We start from the raw sequence: 19,188 nt of genomic DNA, 5'->3' as shown, positions 1-19,188 counted from the left end.
AATGGAGCAATCTGAAAAAAAATCGTCCTTAATTTTTCTATGGACGACCGCCACCGAAATCCTTCTCCAGCAATTTCAATAAACGTTAGGTCGAATTTTTCAAACAAGGCTCGCGACATGATTGAGAGTGAATTGAAAAATACATAATAAAGTAATGTTTATGCGCCTAATACGATCGTGTCCGCGACTAAGATCCGGCATCCTGGCACCTTTCGTGGACATTTGACCTGTCTATGCGCTCGCAATTGCCCTCAATCAAAGCCGTCGTGATCCTCGCGGGGCTTTATATCGTCTTTGGTTATTTGGGGCTGCTGCTTGCCGTCCCACCAGATTTTGCGGTCGTGGTCTGGCCCGCCTCGGGTATCGCCATCGCGGCCTTGCTTTATAGCGGGCGCGGCTTGTGGCCCGGCGTGTTCTTGGGCTCGTTCATCGTCAACCTCATCGCCACCGGCGCTACGACGGCAAGCGACATCAACTTCAGTGGGATCGCCATTGCCGCCTCGATCGCTCTCGGTTCGGCACTTCAGGCCGATGCCGCCTTCGTCTTGGTGCGTGGCTTCTACGGAATCCCGATCCGCATCTCGCGGGCATCAGATATCGTCGGACTGGCCATAGTCGCCGCATTCATCCCATGCCTGATCTCGGCGACCATCAGCGTTGCCACCCTGTCCGTTGCCGGCATCCTCGCTCCCAGCACGATTTTCGACAATTGGTCCAACTGGTATATCGGCGATGTCGTCGGCATCTTCGCCGTCGTTCCCGTCGCTCTTCTCAGTCCTTGGCGGCCTTGGGACGCGATCTGGAAAAAGAGCCCTATCACGCGCTTTCGTAGTGCCTCGCTCCTGGTTCTCGCCCTGCCGCTCACCGCGACTTTCTGCGCGTGGAAGATCACCAGCGAAATCGCCTACGAGCGCAACACGACATCGTTCCAGGCGCTGGCCGAAGACAATCTGCAGGCCCTGCAGCATCGACTGGCCTCATACAAGCAAGGTCTCGACGCCGGCGCGGGGCTATTTCGCGCGTTGGACGACGTTTCCCGCGACGAATGGCGCCGTTTCATCGGCACACTGGAACTCGACAAAACGCTCAAAGGAATCAACGGCATCGGCGTCATCCGCGACGTCAAGCGCATGGACATTCCACAATTCCTAGCCGATGCAAAAACCGATGGCGTTCCGAATCTCAAGATTCATCCCCAAACGTCCAACGATGATCTCTTCGTCATCGAATATATCGAACCCATGCCGTCCAACGGCGACGTGATCGGACTGGACATCGCCTTCGAAGCCAATCGCTATGCGGCCGCGATCGCGGCCCGCGACACCGGCAAGACGACCATCACCGGCAAAATCACCTTCGTTAATAATCACAAGAATGTTGGATTCCTGCTTCTGCGGCCATTTTACAATCACACGATGCCGCTTGATAAGCCGCAGGAGCGCCGCGCGGCGTTCAGGGGATGGATCTATGCTCCTTTCGTCAATGAGCGATTCTTCGACGGACTGACCGCCACCCAGGGCCAGCAACTGCGCCTGAGGGTCTATGATGGCGAAGGGAAACATCCCTCGTCCCTAATCTTCGACAGCAACCCAAATGTGGGCGACTCACCATCTGCGACCTACAGCATGAGCGCCACCACCCGCGTCATGCAGCGCCACTGGACACTTGAATGGGACAGTCTGCCGACCTTTGATGCCGCGGTCGCGAACGGCGAGCCCAAACTGGTGCTTGCCGGCGGCCTCATCGGCACGCTGCTTCTCGGCATTCTGCTGTACTCGCTCGCACGGCGTGAGGAGGCGATCCACGAGATCGTCGTCAAGAAGACGCGGGAGTTGAGAGCCCGCGGCAGTGAAAATCGCGCGATCATCGACAATGCGGGGATCGGCTTCGTCGTGCTCGATGACAGCTATCATATCCTGTCGATCAATGAAGCAACCTGCACCATCCTCGGCTGCGCACGGCGCGAATTGATCGGTCGGCCGGTCGAAACCCTCGCCGAACTGACGGATGGCGAGGGCTTCGCGATCGACGGCGACGTGCGCGAGCGATGGATCGCCTTCCTCGATGCACCGCGCCTTGTCTCGGCGACCGGCACGGCCGCAAGCAAATCCGGCTCGGCCATCTTGCTCGACTTGCAGCGCAATCAGTGGCTGGCCGAATCCGGCGAACGGCGCTGGACACTGATCCTGCGCGACGTCACCGAGGAACGACGGACGTCAAATGCCCTGAAAACCAGCGAAAAGCGTTGGAATCATGCCCTCCAGGGCGCCAATATCGGTGTCTTCGACCTCGATCTGGCAACCAACCGGTCCTTTGTCTCCGAGACCTGGAAAACGATGTTGGGCTTTACGGCCGATGCCGACATCAATCCACAGGCCGAACGGCTTTCGCGGATCCATCCGGACGATTTGGCGGCGGTCGAGGCGGCCGATGCCGAATGCCTCGATGGACGCAGCGCTCGCTCCGTCGTCGAGTACCGGATCCGGCGCGCCGACGATCAATGGATGTGGATGCGATCCGATGCGACGGCCATCGAGCGCGATGCCGACGGCAAGGCGCTGCGACTGATCGGCGTGCAGATGGACGTCACTCAGCTCCGGACGGCGGAAGCGGCTTTGCGTGCCAGCCGGCAACGCTTCATCTCCGCCGTCGAGAACGCGCCTGTCGGCATGGCGTTGCTCGACCTTAACGGCAACTGGCTGCAGATCAACGGGTCGCTGTGCGAACTCATCGGCAGAAGCCAGCCGGAGCTGCGGCAGACCGCGATCCGCGAGCTCTTCCATCCCGACGATGAGGCGGAGGTCACAACCCTCTTCAATCGCCTCACGGAAAGTCCCGGATCGCGTATGACCGCCGAATATCGGCTGGTCCACCGCGACGGGCGAATCGTCTGGTGCCTCGTCGGCGCGACGATGGTCAACGGCGGCGTCGACACCAAGCTGCCGGGCTACATCATCCTGCAGTTTCAAGACATCACGGACCGCAAGGAAGTCGAACGGCTGAAGAGCGAGTTCGTGTCGATGGTCAGCCATGAGCTGCGCACGCCGTTGACGTCGATCCGCGGCTCGCTCGGCCTCATCGTCGGCGCTCAGGCTGCCTCGCTTCCGGAAAAGGCCGCCAAGCTTCTGCGCATCGCCTACAGCAATTGCGAACGGCTGATCGTCCTCATCAATGACATTCTCGATATGGAGAAGATCGCCTCTGCCGACATCGCCTTCGACTTCGACATTCACGATCTGCATAAGCTCGTCACGAATGCCGTCGAGGCCAATCAGGCAATTTTCGACAAGGGCGGAATTGGCGTCACCATCGAGGCGGCCGAGACCGCTCCGCTCGTTCGCGTCGACGCTGATCGGCTGCACCAGGTGCTGTCGAATCTCTTGTCCAACGCATCGAAATTCTCGCCGAACGGCGGCAAGATCAAGATCAGCATCACCCGCAGCGCCGCCTCCGCGACGATCAGCATCGCCGACCAGGGCTCGGGTATTCCAGACAGCTTCAAAGCCAAAATCTTTTCCCGTTTCAGCCAGGCCGATTCGTCGTCGACGCGGGAAAAGGGCGGCACCGGCCTTGGTCTCCACATCTCCAAGATGATCGTCGAGCGCATGGACGGCGAGATCAGTTTCTACAACGCCACAACCGGCGGGGCGGTGTTTGCCGTCAAGCTGCCGCTGGCGAATCCCCCCCGCCGGGCCGTCACAGCCGAAACGGCACCGCAGGCAACCCAACCGGAGCCGCGGCTTGCGCGCGGGCTGCATATCGAAGCCGATGGCGACTTCGTCGAGATCGTGCGCACAATGCTGATCGGCGAAGTCACCCTCGATCACGCCGAGACCATTGCGGCGGCCCGCAAGCGCCTCGCCGAGACCGACTACGACTTCTATGTCAGCGATGGGATTTTGCCCGACGGCTCTCTGGATAAGGTCATCGGCGAGATCACCGCGCGCGCAGCGATCCGGCCCGTCGTCGTCTTGACCTCGAGCGAGGTCGAGACCACGGCCAGCTGCGTCACCGAGGTAATCGTCAAATCGCGCGCCAAAGAAAACGCTATCGTTGCCGCGATCATCGGCGCCGCACACGCCCAGCTGGCCGAGGCATCGTAAACCGCCCTGACCGCCTTCCCCTCGGCGCAGACACCTCCAGCATCGGCGAGACAATCGGAATCGATTTTCGGCAAAGCACGATGCGTCGATTCAAAGGGTTAGAGCGCCCTGCGTCCGATAGGACGCAGGGCGCTCTAATCGACCAACAAAAAAGCCGGGCTTGAAGCCCGGCTTTTTTGATTCAGTCGCGCGGCAGAAGGGGGCCTGCCGAACCCTCAGTCCTTGACGGTGAGGATCTGCTTGCCGCGATACATGCCCGTCTTCAGGTCGATGTGGTGCGGACGGCGCAGTTCGCCGGAGTTCTTGTCCTCGATATAGGTCGGCGCCTTGATGGCGTCGGCCGAGCGGCGCATGCCGCGCTTGGACGGGGTCACTTTCCGTTTGGGTACGGCCATTGTCTGCTCCATATCCGGTTCCAGCCGTTCGCCTGGTCGCCGGTCTCGTCTTCGTCGTCTGGTCGATGTCCCGGCGTTCTGGCAGATCCGCCGCGCCGGACATTCACGTCGCACGCTTTCCATGCAACGCTCGATCGCTGCACTGGGAACGCCGGTTTGACGGGAATTCGAGGCAGCCTATAGCAAAGACTGCGGCAAAAGAAAAGAGCCGTGCTTGGTTCCGCCCGGCTTGCGGCGCCTCAATTTGGATCGAGACAGCCGACATAGGCGCCAGACGAGCGTGCCAGCCGTTCGACCCGGCTCGCCAGTCGGCGCATCAGACGACTCGGATTGGCCGGATTGCGCATGTCGGGTGCCGGCAAGGCGACGGTGATCAGCGCCGCCTCGCGGGCGCTCAGCTTCGATGCCGACTTGCCGAAATAGTGCTGGCTCGCCGCCTCGATGCCGTAGACGCCAGTATCCCATTCGGCAATGTTGATGTAGATCTCCATGATCCGGCGTTTGCTCAAGACGAGGTCGAAATACAGCGCCAGCGGCAATTCCAGCGCCTTGCGGATGAAGGAGCGGCCGTTCCACAGAAACAGGTTCTTGACGGTCTGCATGGTGATCGTCGACGCGCCGCGCGTCTCCTCACCGTCGAGCGCCTGGTCAACGACGGACAGAAGTTCGCCCCAATCAATGCCGTCATGCCGGCAGAACTGACCGTCCTCGGACATGACGATGGAGTGGAGCAGCACCGGCGAGACATCGTCGATCGACACCCAGTCCCGCAACACCGGATGGACGGTCACCTCATCGAACATCATCAAGGTCGAAACCGGGTGGATCGCGCGAATGGCATAAATCGGCGTCAGGACGATCGGAACCGCCACCAGGATCATGACAGCAACGAGGATCCGGCCGGCTATACGCTTCATCGGAGTGGGCATCGGGTGATCGTGGGCCTCGCGGAGAGCGACAGGGGGGGCGCAAGAAGGGCTCCCTTTACTTATCGGTGCTAGAAACCCCACGCAATGGTCGGACGAAGGCCGGAAATGAAACCGGCGCCTCTATGAATATAAATTGGGCTTAATGAATAAAAGAAAGTGAATCGCAAGATGAAAACCGCCGAATTCGAAGTCCTTCTCAAGGCCAGCGCGGCTGCCGTCGGCGACTATCTGGATGACACGCTCTCGTCGAACCAACTCGTCGCAGGCACACCACATCATTTGCTGAACGCCATGCGTCACGGTGTGCTGAACGGGGGCAAGCGCCTGCGGCCTTTTCTCGTCTGCGAAACCGCAAAGCTGTTCGGCGGCGATCCCAAGGCGGCGATGCAGGTGGCCTTGGCGATCGAGTGCATTCACTCCTACTCCCTCGTCCATGACGATCTGCCGGCGATGGACGACGATGATCTGCGCCGCGGCAAGCCGACGGTGCACAAAGCGTTTGACGAGGCCACCGCGATCTTGGCTGGCGACGCGCTCCTGACCCTGTCCTTCGGCCTCGTCGCCGCCGTCGAGGCGCTGTCGGCCGAGACCCGGGTCAAGCTCGTCATCTTGATGTCCAAGCGTGCGGGTGCCCCCGGCATGGTCGGCGGGCAGGTGCTCGACATGCAGGCCAAGGAAAAACGCCGCTCCGAGATCGAGATCACCCGCATGCAGGCGATGAAGACCGGTGCCTTGATCTCCTGCTGCTGCGAGGCCGGCGCGCTGATCGCCAGCGCCAGCGACGACGACCGCACCCGCATGCGCCGCTATGGCGAAAATGTCGGGATCGCCTTCCAACTCGCCGACGACATCCTCGACGAGTATGGCGACGCCGAAGTGGTCGGCAAGGCCCTGCGCAAGGATCGCGGTCAGGGCAAGCAGACCCTTGCCCTGATCTACGGCAAGCGCGCCCTGGAAGATCGTCTGGCGGCTTTGATCACAGGTGCCGAAGAGCTGCTGCAGCCCTTCGGCGAACGCGGCGAGGTTCTGGCCGAGGCCGCCCGCTTCGTGTCGGTCCGCAAGCAATAAGGCGCGCCAAAGCAACGCTGGACCGACGCCTCAAAGATGATCCCGGTCAGGGGTGGCCCAACAACGCGAACGTCTACAGCATCGGCCCGAAAATCGGACTCGATTTTCCGTAAAGCCCGATGCGTCGACACAATCAGAGTACGCGTTTTTGTGTGTCCTGTCGGACGCAGGGCGCGCTAGACCACGTCTTGGAGGGCTTTGCATTTGGCCTTCGAGCGCGGCAGTAAGTTTGACCCCAGACGGGCAGAATAGAGCGCTTCGATACCCGCCAGCGACAATGGACGGGACAGGAAGAAGCCTTGGAACACGTCGGCGCCGGCGAGCTTGCCGAGTTCGAGCTGGCTTTCTGTCTCGATGCCTTCGGCCACCACCTTGACGTCGAAGGCATGGGCAACGCTGACCAGCGCCGTCACCATGACATCGGACGCGGCTGTGGCGCCGAGTTTGGAGACGAAGGCCCGGTCAATCTTGATGATGTCGACGGGGAAGGCCTGCAGATAGGCAAACCCGCTGAAGCCCGCGCCGAAGTCGTCAAGGGCGATCTTCACCCCCAATTCGCGCAGCGAATTGAGCCGAGCCTTGACGTCCGCCCGATCGCTCATCGCGGTGCTTTCGGTGATCTCGACGACCAGTCGCTCGGCTGGAATGCCGGATTCGGCCAGCACCGCCTCGACCATGGCGACCACGTTGTCGCGCTTGAACTGATTGGGCGAGAAGTTCACGTTGAAGCAGAGATTCGGAAACGCCTTCATGTCGCGGCAGGCCCGACGCAGCACCCACTCGCCGAGCAGATCGATCAGCACCGACCGTTCGGCGACCGGGATGAAATCGGAAGGCGGGATGACGCCGCGCAGGGAATGGCGCCAGCGTACCAGCGCCTCGCAGCCGACCATCTCTTGATTGCCGTCAAACAGCGGCTGATAGGCGAGTTCCAGCTCGTTCAGCAAGATTGCGGCGCGCAACTCCCGCTCGATCAACCGCGTGTGGCGATGATCGCGCATCATCTCCACCTCGAACAGTGTCGCCTGAGCCTTGCCGTTGCGTTTGCTTTCATACAGCGCGAGATCGGCGCGGTGGACCAGCTCGTCGAAGCTTGCGATCTCCGGCAACACCAGCGCCACACCGATCGATGCCGACAGATTCATCGGCTGATTCTCGTGCCACACCGTCATCGAGAGCTGCGCGAGATAGCGATTGGCGAAGCTCAGCGCCTCGGAATGTGGCTGCTCGGCCACCAGCATCGCGAACTCGTCGCCGCCGAGCCGGCCGAAAATCGCGCTGGGCGCAACCGCCTTGGCGATGTTGGCGGCATGACGAAGCGCCACATCGCCCTTGGCATGGCCGTAGCTGTCGTTGATCTGCTTCAGATAATCGAGATCGATATGCAGGAAGTAACCAAAGCCGGTCTGGCGGTCGCGCAACGCCTCTTCGCAATCAGCGATCAAGGGGGCCCGCGCCAGCGCACCCGTGACCTCGTCACAGCGGAACCCTTGCGCCTGCTCGCGATAGATCGCTTCCTGCTCGCGAATAATCATCGAGAAATGATGACGCATCCGGAACAGGCAGACCATTGCCAGACATCCGCCGGCGGCTTCGACGATCAGAACCGACGTCATCGAGCGATGCAGATCAAAGACTTCATACGCGCACAGCACATCGATCAGCGCCAATACGGCGATGATCGACACGAGCGACCAAAAGCTTCTCTTCAGAGCCTGTGAATGTGCATGACTCATCATTCAATCGCCCAGACTCGCGACTCAACCGCCATACTTTCCACCTTCCCGTATACGACAACTCTTAACGGACTGCGTCAAATTATCGCATTTTACTGGCCAAATCCGACCGGTGACTGAGTCAAGCGATTGTCTTTTGTTTTTCATCTGATCGCGACGGCTTGGTTTAAAGCCCGCATAGTCAATGGCAAACGACGATGACGGGAACGCGACGAGCGCGAACCTACTCACGTGAAAGCTAACCATTGCTTACGGGCAATCGCGACAGGCCGGACCAGATCGCGGCAATTTCGCCGCAGCGGCCCGCGCGTGATGCGTCGGCTCACTCCGTGCCGCGTCCTGTACGGGTGCCCTGTCGGACGCACAGGTCGCTCCCCGCGTCGCGATCAATGTCGAGCAAGCACCCTCAAGTGTGACCCGATACGCCCGCAGACCGCGGCGCAAATCACGAGTCGTCGTCCGCCGCCGGCTCGAGCGTGTCATTCAGCGGCAAGCAGCCGCCGTCGGCATAGACCGTCTGGCCGGTCACGTAGCTCGCCTCGTCGGAGGCGAGGAAACTCGCGATCGCGGCAATCTCCCGCGGCTCACCGATCCGACCGAGCGGGGTTCTGGACATCAGCCGCTGCATCGCCACTTCGTCGTCGACGACGCCTTTCAACAGATCGGTCATGATCGACCCCGGCCCGATTCCGTTCACCCGGATGCCATAGGGCGCCAGTGACAGCGCCATGACTTTGGTCAGCTGGTTGAGGCCGCCCTTCGAAATCGAATAGGCGACCTGGTCAGGAACCGCCAAGACCGCATTGACCGACGAGACATTCACCACCGCGCCGGCGGGCCGGCCCTGCTTGACCTTCTCGACCAGATGGCGGGCGACCGCCTGGGCGCACAGAAACGCACCCTTCAGATTGACGTCGAGAACCCTGGAAAAGTCGGCCTCGTCGAGCTCCAAAAAATTGGCCTTGTCCACGATGCCGGCGTTGTTGACCAAAATGTCGACGTCGCCGAAGCGATCAAACGCCGCGGCCAGGAGATTGTGGACGTGCAACCGTTCGGCGACATTGCAGCTGACGGCGACGACATCCCCGAGATCAGCCAGTTCCTCAGCCGCGACATTGCCGGCCTTCTCGTCGCTGTCGGCGATGACGACGCGGGCGCCGTCATGCAGAAAGCGTCGCGCAATAGCGTAACCGATCCCCTTGGCGCCACCGGTGACGATGGCAACGCGCCCGTCGAGAGCCATGGCGAATCTCCTCGTTCGTACCGTCCCGCGCCATCTGCGCCAACGACGGTCGCAAGGCCGGTATCGGCCGGTTGAGCCATGGCTGTAGCAGGCTCGCGCGGCGCGCGCACCCCTTGTCCGGCCAATGACTGAAAGCCCTCTCTGATGCGGCAGAGAAACCCCGCGCGAGGCGTATCTCAACCATTGCCGCGAAAACCTGGAAACAGCGTCATGCCGCCATCGGTAAAGAGCGTCTGGCCGACAATGTAATCGGCTGCGTCGGAAACCAGCCAGGCCACGACGCGGCCGATATCCTCCGGCTCGCCGATGCGGCCGTAGGGGATCAGCTTCAACATGTCGTCCGAATGGCTCTCGCGCTCCTTGGCGTTGATCGACGTCGCGATCGCGCCGGGAGCAACGGAGTTCACTCGAATCCCCTCCCTCGCCACTTCCTGAGCCAGCGACTGCATCAGCATGTGGATGCCGCCCTTGGAGGCGGCGTAATTGACGTGAAACGCCCACGGGATGACCTGATGGACGGAAGCGTCGAAAACCAGCTTGCCGAGGGCTCGGCTGACATCCGGCCGCCGGCCCTTGGCACGAAAGCGGCGGATCGCTTCACGCCCGACCAGGAAACCACCGGTGAGATTGATGTCGATCACCGCATTCCAGTCGTCAAGAGTCATGTCGCCGATCTTGGCGTCCTTCTGAATTCCGGCGTTGGACATGACGATATCGAGGGGACCGAGTTCACGCTCAGCGGTGTCGAACATCGCGACCACCTCGTCTTCCTTCGAGACGTCCGCCTGAACGGCGATGGCGCGGCTGCCGCCCGTCTCGATATCGCGAACGACGGCATCGGCAGCCTCGGCGCTGCCGACATAATTGACGACGACATGCGCCCCGGCGGCTGCGAGCATCGTCGCGCAAGCGCGCCCGATCCCGGACGAGGCACCGGTCACGAGTGCGACCTGTCCATCGAGGCGCGACGGATCAGTAGATGGCATCAGGATCCTCCATCATCTTGAATTCGAAATAGCCGGGATCCGCCCGGTCGCCGTTCAACGTTCGATCGAGCCAAATGGCTGCAGAGATCAGCGACAAATGGGTCAAGCCTTGCGGGAAGTTGCCAAGATGATCGCCGGTTTCCGACAGCTCTTCGGAGAACAGGCCGAGATGGTTGGCATAGGTGTGGAGCTTCTCGAACAACAGCCGCGCTTCAGCCACGAAGCCGGTGCGCGCCAGCGCCTCGACATACCAGAAGGAGCAGATGGTGAAGGCGCCCTCCTCGCCGCCGAGACCGTCGTCGTTCTCGCGGGTGTTGAGATAACGCTTGACCAGGCAGTCGCGCACCAGATGTTCACGGACCGCCTTCAGCGTCGACGTCCACATCGGATCGCGCGGATTGATGAATTTGACCAGCGGCATCAACAACACCACCGCGTCGAGGGTCGAGGAGCCCTTGAATTGCGTGAAGGCGCCGAGTTCGGGATTCCAGAACTCCTCGACGATGGTCTTTTGGATCTTGTCGCGCTCGCTGCGCCAGCGATCGACATTGGCGGGAAGCGAATGGATGTCGGCGATCTTCATCGCCCGGTCGAGCGCCACCCAGCACATCAGTCGCGAGGAGAGATATTCCTTCGGCTCGCCGCGGCTTTCCCAAATGCCCCGATCGGGCAAGGTCCAATTGTCCGACAGCCAGTCGACGATGCGTGAAATCTTATTCCAGACGGCGGTCGTCGGCTTCCCCCGCGCCTTGGTGGCGATGTAAATCGCGTCGAGAAACTCGCCGTAAATGTCCATCTGCCGCTGCTGATAGGCGGCATTGCCGATCCGGATCGGTTGCGACCCGGCATAGCCTTCCAGATGATCGAGCGAGCGCTCGATCATCTCGTCGCCGCCATCCATGCGGTACATGATCTGCAAGCCGGATTCGCCGACTTCGACGGCCCGCTCCATGAGGAAATGAATGAAGGCCTCAGCTTCATCATAATAGCCGAGCCGCGAAAGGCCATAGAGCGTGAAGGCGGAATCGCGGACCCAGCAGTAGCGGTAGTCCCAGTTGCGTTCACCGCCGAGCACCTCCGGCAGCCCAAAGGTCGCCGCCGCGGCGATCGAGCCGAATTCCGACGAGGTCAAGAGTTTCAAGGTCAGAGCCGAGCGCACGACCAGTTCCCGCCAGAAGGTCGGATAGGAGCCGCGATTGACCCATTTGTGCCAGTAGTCCCGGGTCCGCGAGAAGGACCGTTTGACATAGTGATGGGAGACCGGCCGATCATCGACGAGGCCGGGACACAGCACCACCCAGCAGTCCTCGCCCTCCTCCAGTTCGATCGTCGCGTCGATGACGTCGCCATCGATGGTTAACGGACAGGAGGCGTAGAGCGTCACCTGCTGGTCCTCGCCGTCCTCGCCACGCCAGGCAATGACGACGCCGCCGTCGACCGCTGTCAGCTTCGCCTTGGCCCGCGCATAATCGGGACGGGCGGTGACGGTGAGGCGGAAGGTCTTTGCGCCGACGATCGCCTTGGCCCGGCGGACGATCCGCCCGGTGCCGTCGATCGGCATGTAGTCGCAGACCTCGCCGATGCCCTCGTCCCCGAGAAATCGGCTGATCAAAATGTTGGTGTCGGGCAGATAGATCTGCCGATAGGCGAGCGTGCCATCCTCGACGTGAAGCTTGAAGACGCCACCTTTTTCCGGGTCGAGAAGCCCGGCAAACAGCGTCGGAGAATCGATGCGCGGATGGGACAGGAAGTCGATCGTGCCGTCCTGGGCGACAAGAGCGATGGTTTTCATGTCGCCGATCACGCCGTGAGCCGCGATACGGTTCGGAACGTCAGGCATTGGATTGTCGGACATCGGTTTCCTGATGAATTGAATTTCACCCGAAGATTGGTCGCCCAGGCCAGGGGTAAAGCCCGTTCTTAAGACAGCGCCGGCGACAGAACGCGAATGAGTTGCAACATCGCGAAGGATTGATACATGTCAATCAATCGTGTTGCGGCGACGCTAACGGCGCTGCCAGCCAGTGAGAGGCCGATTTATTGCCAAGCGCGATCGAACAGAGCCTGCGGCGCGCCTTTACCAAGGGAAATGCGCAGGATCCGGATTTCCGCCTGCAGATCTACGAAGCCGCCGAGCGCGCCCTGTTGCGTCTCGAGGCCGACCAGGACACCTCCGAAGACGTCAAAGACGAGCATCGACGGGCCTTGATCGCTGCGATCGAGCACATCGAAGCCGAGTTCGCCAAGGCTGAGGCAGATCCGGAGGCCGCGGACGGTGCGATCGACGAGGATCATCTCCGCGCGGCAGAGCCGATCGTGAGCGATCAGTCCGATCCGGCATCGAACGCTGCGTCGCCATCCCTCGACCCCGATGAGGCGGCGGCCCACGAGCAGGCGATCCGCACCGCCGAGGGCGAGCCGACGCCGCAGGACGCCGCCCGCTCGGAGCGGCTGTCGAAGCTCAGCCGCAAGGCCGTCGGCGCGATCATCCTGCTGCTGTTTTTATTCCTGATCGGCGCCGCGGTCTGGATCGTCATGCCGCTCTTCTCCTCTCCGGTCGCCGATGGGGCATCGGGCGCCAAGCAGTCCGATGCCGAGGGCCGAATGTCGGTCGCCGAGGCGATTCGGGAAAACGCCGGCACGACCGCCAGCATCACCAGTTCCCAGCCGCATTGGATCAATGTCTATTCACCGGATGCGCTGGCGCAATTTGCCACCAGCGACGACGCGATCGCGGCAGCCAAGTCGCCCAACGGCGAAGACGCGCTGATGCTGACATCGCCCGAGACGAGCGGCGGCGGCGAAGTCGAACTGCCGATCTCGGGTGAGATCGCCCGCCGCTTTGCCGGCAAAACCGTCGAGGGCGAAATCGTCGTCGGCTCGCCTGACGGCAAACCGCGCAGCTTCACCCTGCGCTGCCTCTTCGGCGCCGATACCGTCTGCGGCCGGCAACGCTTCACCACTCGGCTGCCAGAGGAGAATTTCCTGTTCCGTCTGGCATTTCCGCCCGAGGCGGTGGCCGGCGGACAGATCGCCGTCGATCCATCGGTCGGCGATGGCGAACCCAATCTGCTGTTTTACGGGCTGCGCCTTGGCCAATCCTCCTGAACCCTTGTGAACAAACGCTCGGGGGCAAGATCGTAACCTTCACAATACAGTGGTAACAGGATGGGACGCATTGTAGCACGCATCTTTGAATGGGCCGCTTCGGACCAAGCCCAGAGGTTGTGAACCCGGCGTTCGACACGATCGGTTTTCCAAAACAGGATCAGGCCCGGTGGCCTTCAGACCGCATGCGCAGAAAACGGCTCACCTTCATCGCGGCGCTTTCGCTCCTCGCCCTGGCGATCCTCCATCCGCAGGCGAGCATCGCCGCTGCTGTGGTTTTCGTCATCCTTGCCGGAACGATATTCTGGCCGGCGCGCGAGCGGGCGAACCGGGCCGAGGCGGAAAACCGAGCCAACGAGCAGATCTGGCCTGATCGTGGCATGAAGGCGGTGGTCGAGGCGCTGCAGGAACCGGCGCTGGTGATCGACCGCGACCTGATGATCCGCTACCGCAATCCGGTCTCCGCCATCTCGTTCGGCAATATGGCGCTCGGCGACGCCTTCTCGCTGCGCTTCCGCTCGCCCGAACTCCTGGCCGCGATCGACGCGGCGCTCGCCAACTCGGCCAGCAAGACCACCAGCCTCGACGAACGCCGCCCGGTGGAGCGCAACTGGGTGATCGAGATTCTGCCGATCCCCGCCTATCAGGGCATGCAGCCGACCTTCTTTTTGGTGTTGTTCCACGATCGCACCGGCGAGCGGCGGGTGGAGCGGATGCGCTCGGACTTCGTCGCCAATGCCTCCCACGAGTTGCGCACGCCGCTGGCTTCGCTCGCCGGCTTCATCGAAACCCTGCAGGGCCCCGCGCGCGACGATCCGAAGGCCCGAGAGCAATTCCTGAACATCATGCGCGAACAGGCGACGCGCATGTCGCGGCTGATCGACGATTTGTTGTCGCTGTCACGGATCGAGATGAAGCGGCATCTTTCACCGCAATCGCACGCCGATCTCGTTTCCGTGATCAGTAAGGTCTGCGCGCAGTTGGAGCCGCTTGCCGACGAACTCGGCCTCGTCCTCGACTTCGTCCCGAAGGAAGACAGCGTCGTGGTGGTCGGCGACGAGGACGAGTTGATCCAGGTCTTCGCCAATCTGATCGAGAACGCCTGCAAATATGGCGCCGACGGCGGACGGGTGGACATTTCCCTGAACCGAACGAACGAGCGCGGCGAACCGGTGATCGACGCCGCCGTGCGCGACTACGGCGCCGGCATACCGGCCGAGCATGTGCCGCGGCTGACCGAACGCTTCTACCGGGTCGATGTCGGCAATTCACGCTCCAAACGCGGCACCGGACTCGGACTGTCGATCGTGCGCAACATTTTGTTGCGCCACCGCAGCCGCCTGATCATCGACTCCGCGATTGGCGCCGGCTCGACGTTCACAGTTCGCTTTCCAGCGTCATCAAAGCTTGCGGGCGTACCGCGGAAAATTCTTGAACGTTCATAAATTTCAATGATTTATTCCGTCACACAACTGATACTTTTCTGACATAGAGGTTTCTTGCGTGACCTATAGGGAATCAGCTGAACCCGAAGGTCGAAGAACGGCCGATGACAACGGGTTTGGCATCAAACTCCACAGGGGGAATCTCATCGTGAACAAGACGCTTCTCGCCGGCCTCGTGCTCGGCACCGCCGCTGTCGTGACCAGCGGCGCCTGTGCCGCGGGTAAACAGATCCATGTCGCCGGTTCATCGACCGTGCTGCCCTATGCCCAGATCGTCGCCGAGAACTTCGGCGAAACCTTCCCGGACTACCAGACGCCGATCATCGAGTCGGGCGGCTCCTCTGCCGGCCTGAAGCAGTTTTGCCAAGGCGTCGGCCCTGACACGATCGACGTCGCCGACGCGTCCCGCTCGATCCGCGAGAGTGAGATCGAGGCCTGCGCCGCCAATGGCGTCACCGACATCTCCGAGGTCAAGTTCGGCTATGACGGCATCGTCTTCGCCTCGTCGGCTTCGGGCCCAAGCTTCGCTCTCGATCCGGCAAAGATTTTCGGCGCCATGGCCGCCAAGGTGGTGAAGGACGGTAAGGTCGTCGCCAACCCGAACACGTCCTGGAAAGACGTCGACGCGTCGCTGCCGGACCAGCAGATTACCGCTTTCATCCCGGCCTCCAACCACGGAACCCGCGAAGTCTTCGAAGAGAAGGTTCTTGCCGCTGGGTGCGAGGAATCCGGTGCGAAGAAGGCGTTCATGGCCTCCGGTATGGATGAGAAGCAGGCCAAGGACGCGTGCATCGCGGTGCGCACCGACGGTTCGATCTCCGAGATCTCCGGCGACTACACCGAGACCTTGGCCCGGATCGAGGCCAACAAGAAGGCTGTCGGCGTCTTCGGTCTGGCGTTTTATGAGCAGAACGAGGACAAGCTGAAGGTCGCCACGATCGACGGCATCACCCCATCAGCCGCGACCATCGCCAACGGCAAATATCCGGTTTCGCGCCCGCTGTACTTCTACGTCAAGCGCGCCCATCTCGGCGTTGTTCCGGGACTGAAGGACTACGTCAACTTCTTCCTCTCCGAGCAGATGACCGGCGAAGGTTCGCCGACCGTCGACTACGGCTTGGTGCCGCTGCCGAACGACGAGCGCGCGAAGCAGATCTCTGATTTCGAAAAGGGCGTAGAGCTCGGCTCGAAGTCCTAAGGACACCGAAAAGCGGGGCGCAAGCCTCGCCTGCAAGGACGTCGTCACCGGCCGTTCCAACCGGCCGGTGACTGTCCGCAAAGGGCCGAAGCGTCAGCCACGCCCATCTGTGGGCGACGCTCCTCCAGCCTTTCCCGACCCTGTCATTTCCAGGCGAAAGTCTTCCGGTGTCGACCCCCACGATTCTCCTTATCGTCTTTGCGATCAGCCTCATCGGGGCGGTGATGGCGTATCGCCGCGCCAGCACTCTGGCCGCCGCCCAGGCCACACAACTCCATTCGCGCCCGGTCTATCACGCCTCTTACGTTGCATGTTGGGCGACCATTCCGTCGCTGCTCCTGCTCGCCGCTTGGCTGATCACCGCGCCGATCCTGATTTCCACCGATATTCGCGCGAAAATTCCCGAAGAGACCCTCGCCCAGTCGGAGCTGACCGAAGGCCTGGCCTACGGCATCGTCGAGTCACTCGGATCCGGGCTGCGCGTGCTGCCGGCCGACGAGCGCGAGACCGTCACCGATCAGACCCCCGTCAAAGATCTCAGCGCCCTGTTGCGCAAACGCGGCGTGCCGGTCGCCTCGGCTGGCGCCGACTGGATGGTGCCGCTGGCAGTCGAACTGAACGCTCTGCAGGTCATCAGTCGCTGGGTGATGACCATCGCCGTCATCGTTCTCGCCGGATTTGGCGCTGGCTGGGGCTATAAGAAGATCGCACCACGCCTTCGCGCCCGCAACAGCGTCGAAGGCGTCGTCCGGGGCGCACTGATCGCCGCCTCGTCGATCGCCATTTTGACGACGATCGGCATCGTCTTTTCGATGCTGTTCGAAACCGTCGACTTCTTCTCACGCATTTCCCCGGCAGAGTTCTTCTTCGGCACGGTCTGGGAGCCGCGCTTTTCGGCCGCCGGCTCGACAGGATCGGCCGGGAGCTTCGGCTTCATTCCCCTGCTCGCCGGCACGCTCTATATCGGCGCCGTCGCCATGCTGATCGCCGTTCCGATCGGGCTCTTCGCCGCGATCTACATGGCCGAATACGCCAAGAACCGGAGCCGCTCGGTGGTCAAGCCGCTGCTCGAAGTTCTCGCCGGCATTCCGACCATCGTCTACGGTTTCTTCGCACTGGTCACCGTCGGCCCGTTCCTGCGCGACCTCTCGACCGAGATCAACGGCCTCGTCACCGGCAACTACTCCAGCTTCATCCAGGCCCAGAGCGTTTTGACCGCCGGCCTGGTGATGGCGATCATGCTGATCCCCTTTGTCTCTTCGCTCTCCGACGACATCATCACCTCGGTGCCGCGATCCTTGCGTGACGGCTCGCTCGGCCTCGGCGCCACCCGCTCGGAGACGATCAAGAAAGTGGTGCTGCCGGCGGCGCTTCCCGGCATCGTCTCGGCCTTGCTTTTGACGGCGTCACGCGCCATCGGCGAGACCATGATCGTGGTGCTGGCGGCCGGCGTCGCGGCCAATCTGACCCTCGATCCGTTTCAGCCGATGACCACCATCACCGTGAAGATCGTCGCGCAGCTGACCGGCGATCTGGAGTTCGACTCGCCGCAGACCCTCGTCGCCTTCGCTCTCGGCATGACGCTGTTTGTCATTACGCTGTGCCTCAACATCTACGCCCTCTACATCGTGCGCAAATACAAGGAGCAGTACGAATGAGCGACGCCACCGCAAGCGGCATCGCGTCGGCGGCTGCCCGTTCGAACCGGCGCGATATCGGCATCAAACGGCGCTACGCCGCCGAACGCCGCTTCAAGGCCTATGGCATCATCGCCATCGGCATCGGCCTGTGCTTCCTGGCGATCCTGCTTTGGAGCATCATCTCCAAGGGCTATACGGCCTTCTGGCAGACTGAGATCCGCGTGCCGATCACGTTCTCGGAGCAGATTCTCGGCACGCCCGAGGACGCGCTGAAGAGCGAGACCAAGCTGATGATGGCGAACTATCCGCGGATTGCCCGCGACGGTCTCGTCAAGCTGCTCGACATCGACCCGTCCAACCGCAAGGCGGTCACAGCTGCTGGCAAGCTGATTTCGTCCGGCACCCGTGTCGCGCTGCGCGACATCGTGTTGAAGGACTTATCGGTGATCGGCACGACGCAGGACGTCTGGCTCTATGCGAGTTCCGAACTCGATAGTGCGATGAAGGGTCAGTACGACCTCAGCGTTCCCGAGAACCGGCGTCCGATCAGCGATCAGCAGCTCCAGTTCATCGCCAAGCTAAAGGCCGACGGTGCGATCGCCCAGCGCTTCAATTGGGGCCTGTTCACCTTCGGCGCCTCGTCCCGCGCCGAGACGGCGGGCCTTGGTGTAGCGATCATCGGCTCGTTCTACATGATGCTGATCGTGCTTGCTCTGGCCCTGCCGATCGGCGTCGCCGCCTCGATCTATCTCGAAGAATTCGCGCCGAAGAACAAATTCACCGACCTGATCGAGGTGAACATCAACAATCTGGCGGCGGTGCCGTCGATCGTCTTCGGCCTGCTCGGCCTTGCGGTGTTCATCAACTGGTTCGGGCTGCCGCGATCGGCCTCGCTGGTCGGCGGTCTCGTTCTGACGCTGATGACGCTGCCGACGATCATCATTGCCACCCGCGCGGCGCTGCGAGCGGTGCCTCCGTCGATCCGCTGGGCCGCGCTCGGCCTTGGCGCCTCGAAAACCCAAACGGTCTTCCATCATGTCCTGCCGCTGGCGGCGCCCGGCATCCTGACTGGCACGATCATCGGCCTCGCCCAGGCGTTGGGCGAGACGGCGCCGCTGCTCTTGATCGGTATGGTCGCCTTTGTCGTCAACGATCCCGCAACCCCGATGGACCCGGCAACGGCTCTGCCCGTCCAGATCTATATGTGGGCGAATGAAGCCGAACGGGCTTTCGCCGAGCGCACCTCCGGGGCCATCATCATTCTCTTGGCTTTCCTCGCAATCATGAACCTCACGGCGATCTTTCTGCGCCGTCGATTTGAGCGCCGCTGGTAGGAT

The 19,188-nt window shown here is 61.8% G+C and carries 13 protein-coding genes; 7 read left to right on the top strand and 6 right to left on the bottom strand.

The genetic code is table 11. From position 1 onward, the window contains the following. The first annotated feature begins 245 nt into the window (after window positions 1–245). Window positions 246–4,103 (top strand): CHASE domain-containing protein, encoded by a 3,858-nt coding sequence (locus J1C48_RS06685; protein ID WP_207257017.1) that lies wholly within the window; start codon window positions 246–248, stop codon window positions 4,101–4,103. A gap of 215 nt (window positions 4,104–4,318) precedes the next feature. Here J1C48_RS06685 and rpmF read toward each other — a convergent pair whose 3' ends face one another. Both rpmF and J1C48_RS06675 read right to left on the bottom strand, forming a co-directional pair. Next, on the bottom strand, window positions 4,319–4,498 hold the full coding sequence (gene rpmF / locus J1C48_RS06680; RefSeq protein WP_207257016.1) for a 50S ribosomal protein L32: 180 nt from the start codon (window positions 4,496–4,498) through the stop codon (window positions 4,319–4,321). Between the two features lie 239 nt (window positions 4,499–4,737). Then, window positions 4,738–5,427: a biosynthetic peptidoglycan transglycosylase gene (locus J1C48_RS06675; RefSeq protein ID WP_207257015.1), complete on the bottom strand. Its 690-nt coding sequence runs from the start codon at window positions 5,425–5,427 to the stop codon at window positions 4,738–4,740. Window positions 5,428–5,595: 168 nt separating this feature from the next. Here J1C48_RS06675 and J1C48_RS06670 point away from each other — a divergent pair, with 168 nt between their 5' ends. Continuing rightward, window positions 5,596–6,495, top strand: a complete 900-nt coding sequence (locus J1C48_RS06670) for a polyprenyl synthetase family protein (protein ID WP_207257014.1) — start codon at window positions 5,596–5,598, stop codon at window positions 6,493–6,495. 176 nt (window positions 6,496–6,671) lie between these two features. Here J1C48_RS06670 and J1C48_RS06665 read toward each other — a convergent pair whose 3' ends face one another. The 4 genes from J1C48_RS06665 to J1C48_RS06650 form a co-directional block, all read right to left on the bottom strand. Further along, on the bottom strand, window positions 6,672–8,183 hold the full coding sequence (locus J1C48_RS06665) for an EAL domain-containing protein (RefSeq protein WP_207257013.1): 1,512 nt from the start codon (window positions 8,181–8,183) through the stop codon (window positions 6,672–6,674). Between the two features lie 493 nt (window positions 8,184–8,676). After that, window positions 8,677–9,474 (bottom strand): SDR family NAD(P)-dependent oxidoreductase, encoded by a 798-nt coding sequence (locus J1C48_RS06660; protein ID WP_207257012.1) that lies wholly within the window; start codon window positions 9,472–9,474, stop codon window positions 8,677–8,679. 176 nt (window positions 9,475–9,650) lie between these two features. After that, window positions 9,651–10,460: an SDR family oxidoreductase gene (locus J1C48_RS06655; protein ID WP_207257011.1), complete on the bottom strand. Its 810-nt coding sequence runs from the start codon at window positions 10,458–10,460 to the stop codon at window positions 9,651–9,653. Next, window positions 10,447–12,315, bottom strand: a complete 1,869-nt coding sequence (locus J1C48_RS06650; protein WP_231081635.1) for a glycoside hydrolase family 15 protein — start codon at window positions 12,313–12,315, stop codon at window positions 10,447–10,449. Before J1C48_RS06650 ends, J1C48_RS06655 begins: the two co-directional genes overlap by 14 nt. 185 nt (window positions 12,316–12,500) lie before the next feature. Between J1C48_RS06650 and J1C48_RS06645 the strand changes: the two genes are divergently transcribed. The 5 genes from J1C48_RS06645 to pstA all read left to right on the top strand — a co-directional run bounded on the left by J1C48_RS06645 (window position 12,501) and on the right by pstA (window position 19,185). Then, window positions 12,501–13,568: a hypothetical protein gene (locus J1C48_RS06645; protein WP_207257010.1), complete on the top strand. Its 1,068-nt coding sequence runs from the start codon at window positions 12,501–12,503 to the stop codon at window positions 13,566–13,568. 185 nt (window positions 13,569–13,753) lie between these two features. Then, window positions 13,754–15,013, top strand: coding sequence for an ATP-binding protein (locus J1C48_RS06640; protein ID WP_231081636.1), 1,260 nt, complete (start codon window positions 13,754–13,756; stop codon window positions 15,011–15,013). A gap of 148 nt (window positions 15,014–15,161) precedes the next feature. Next, window positions 15,162–16,211 carry a substrate-binding domain-containing protein gene (locus J1C48_RS06635; RefSeq protein WP_207257008.1) on the top strand — a complete coding sequence of 350 codons (1,050 nt, stop codon included), beginning with the start codon at window positions 15,162–15,164 and terminating at the stop codon, window positions 16,209–16,211. 167 nt (window positions 16,212–16,378) lie between these two features. Further along, the gene (gene pstC / locus J1C48_RS06630) at window positions 16,379–17,869 is read left to right on the top strand and encodes a phosphate ABC transporter permease subunit PstC (RefSeq protein WP_207257007.1); all 1,491 of its coding nucleotides are present in this window, start codon (window positions 16,379–16,381) and stop codon (window positions 17,867–17,869) included. Further along, window positions 17,866–19,185, top strand: coding sequence for a phosphate ABC transporter permease PstA (gene pstA / locus J1C48_RS06625; protein WP_207257006.1), 1,320 nt, complete (start codon window positions 17,866–17,868; stop codon window positions 19,183–19,185). Before pstC ends, pstA begins: the two co-directional genes overlap by 4 nt. The last annotated feature ends 3 nt before the right edge of the window (window positions 19,186–19,188 follow it).

Source organism: Jiella flava (assembly GCF_017349315.1).
In the GTDB taxonomy this organism is placed as follows: Bacteria; Pseudomonadota; Alphaproteobacteria; order Rhizobiales; family Rhizobiaceae; genus Jiella; species Jiella flava.
This window is presented reverse-complemented; position numbering and strand designations above follow the sequence as displayed.

Coding starts and splice junctions, on each gene's coding strand:
- J1C48_RS06670 (WP_207257014.1), top strand. CDS start 5,596: ATGAAAACCGCCGAATTCGAAGTCCTTCTCAAGGCCAGCGCGGCTGCC.
- rpmF (WP_207257016.1), bottom strand. CDS start 4,498: ATGGCCGTACCCAAACGGAAAGTGACCCCGTCCAAGCGCGGCATGCGC.
- pstA (WP_207257006.1), top strand. CDS start 17,866: ATGAGCGACGCCACCGCAAGCGGCATCGCGTCGGCGGCTGCCCGTTCG.
- J1C48_RS06640 (WP_231081636.1), top strand. CDS start 13,754: ATGCGCAGAAAACGGCTCACCTTCATCGCGGCGCTTTCGCTCCTCGCC.
- J1C48_RS06675 (WP_207257015.1), bottom strand. CDS start 5,427: ATGCCCACTCCGATGAAGCGTATAGCCGGCCGGATCCTCGTTGCTGTC.
- J1C48_RS06655 (WP_207257011.1), bottom strand. CDS start 10,460: ATGCCATCTACTGATCCGTCGCGCCTCGATGGACAGGTCGCACTCGTG.
- J1C48_RS06660 (WP_207257012.1), bottom strand. CDS start 9,474: ATGGCTCTCGACGGGCGCGTTGCCATCGTCACCGGTGGCGCCAAGGGG.
- J1C48_RS06650 (WP_231081635.1), bottom strand. CDS start 12,315: ATGTCCGACAATCCAATGCCTGACGTTCCGAACCGTATCGCGGCTCAC.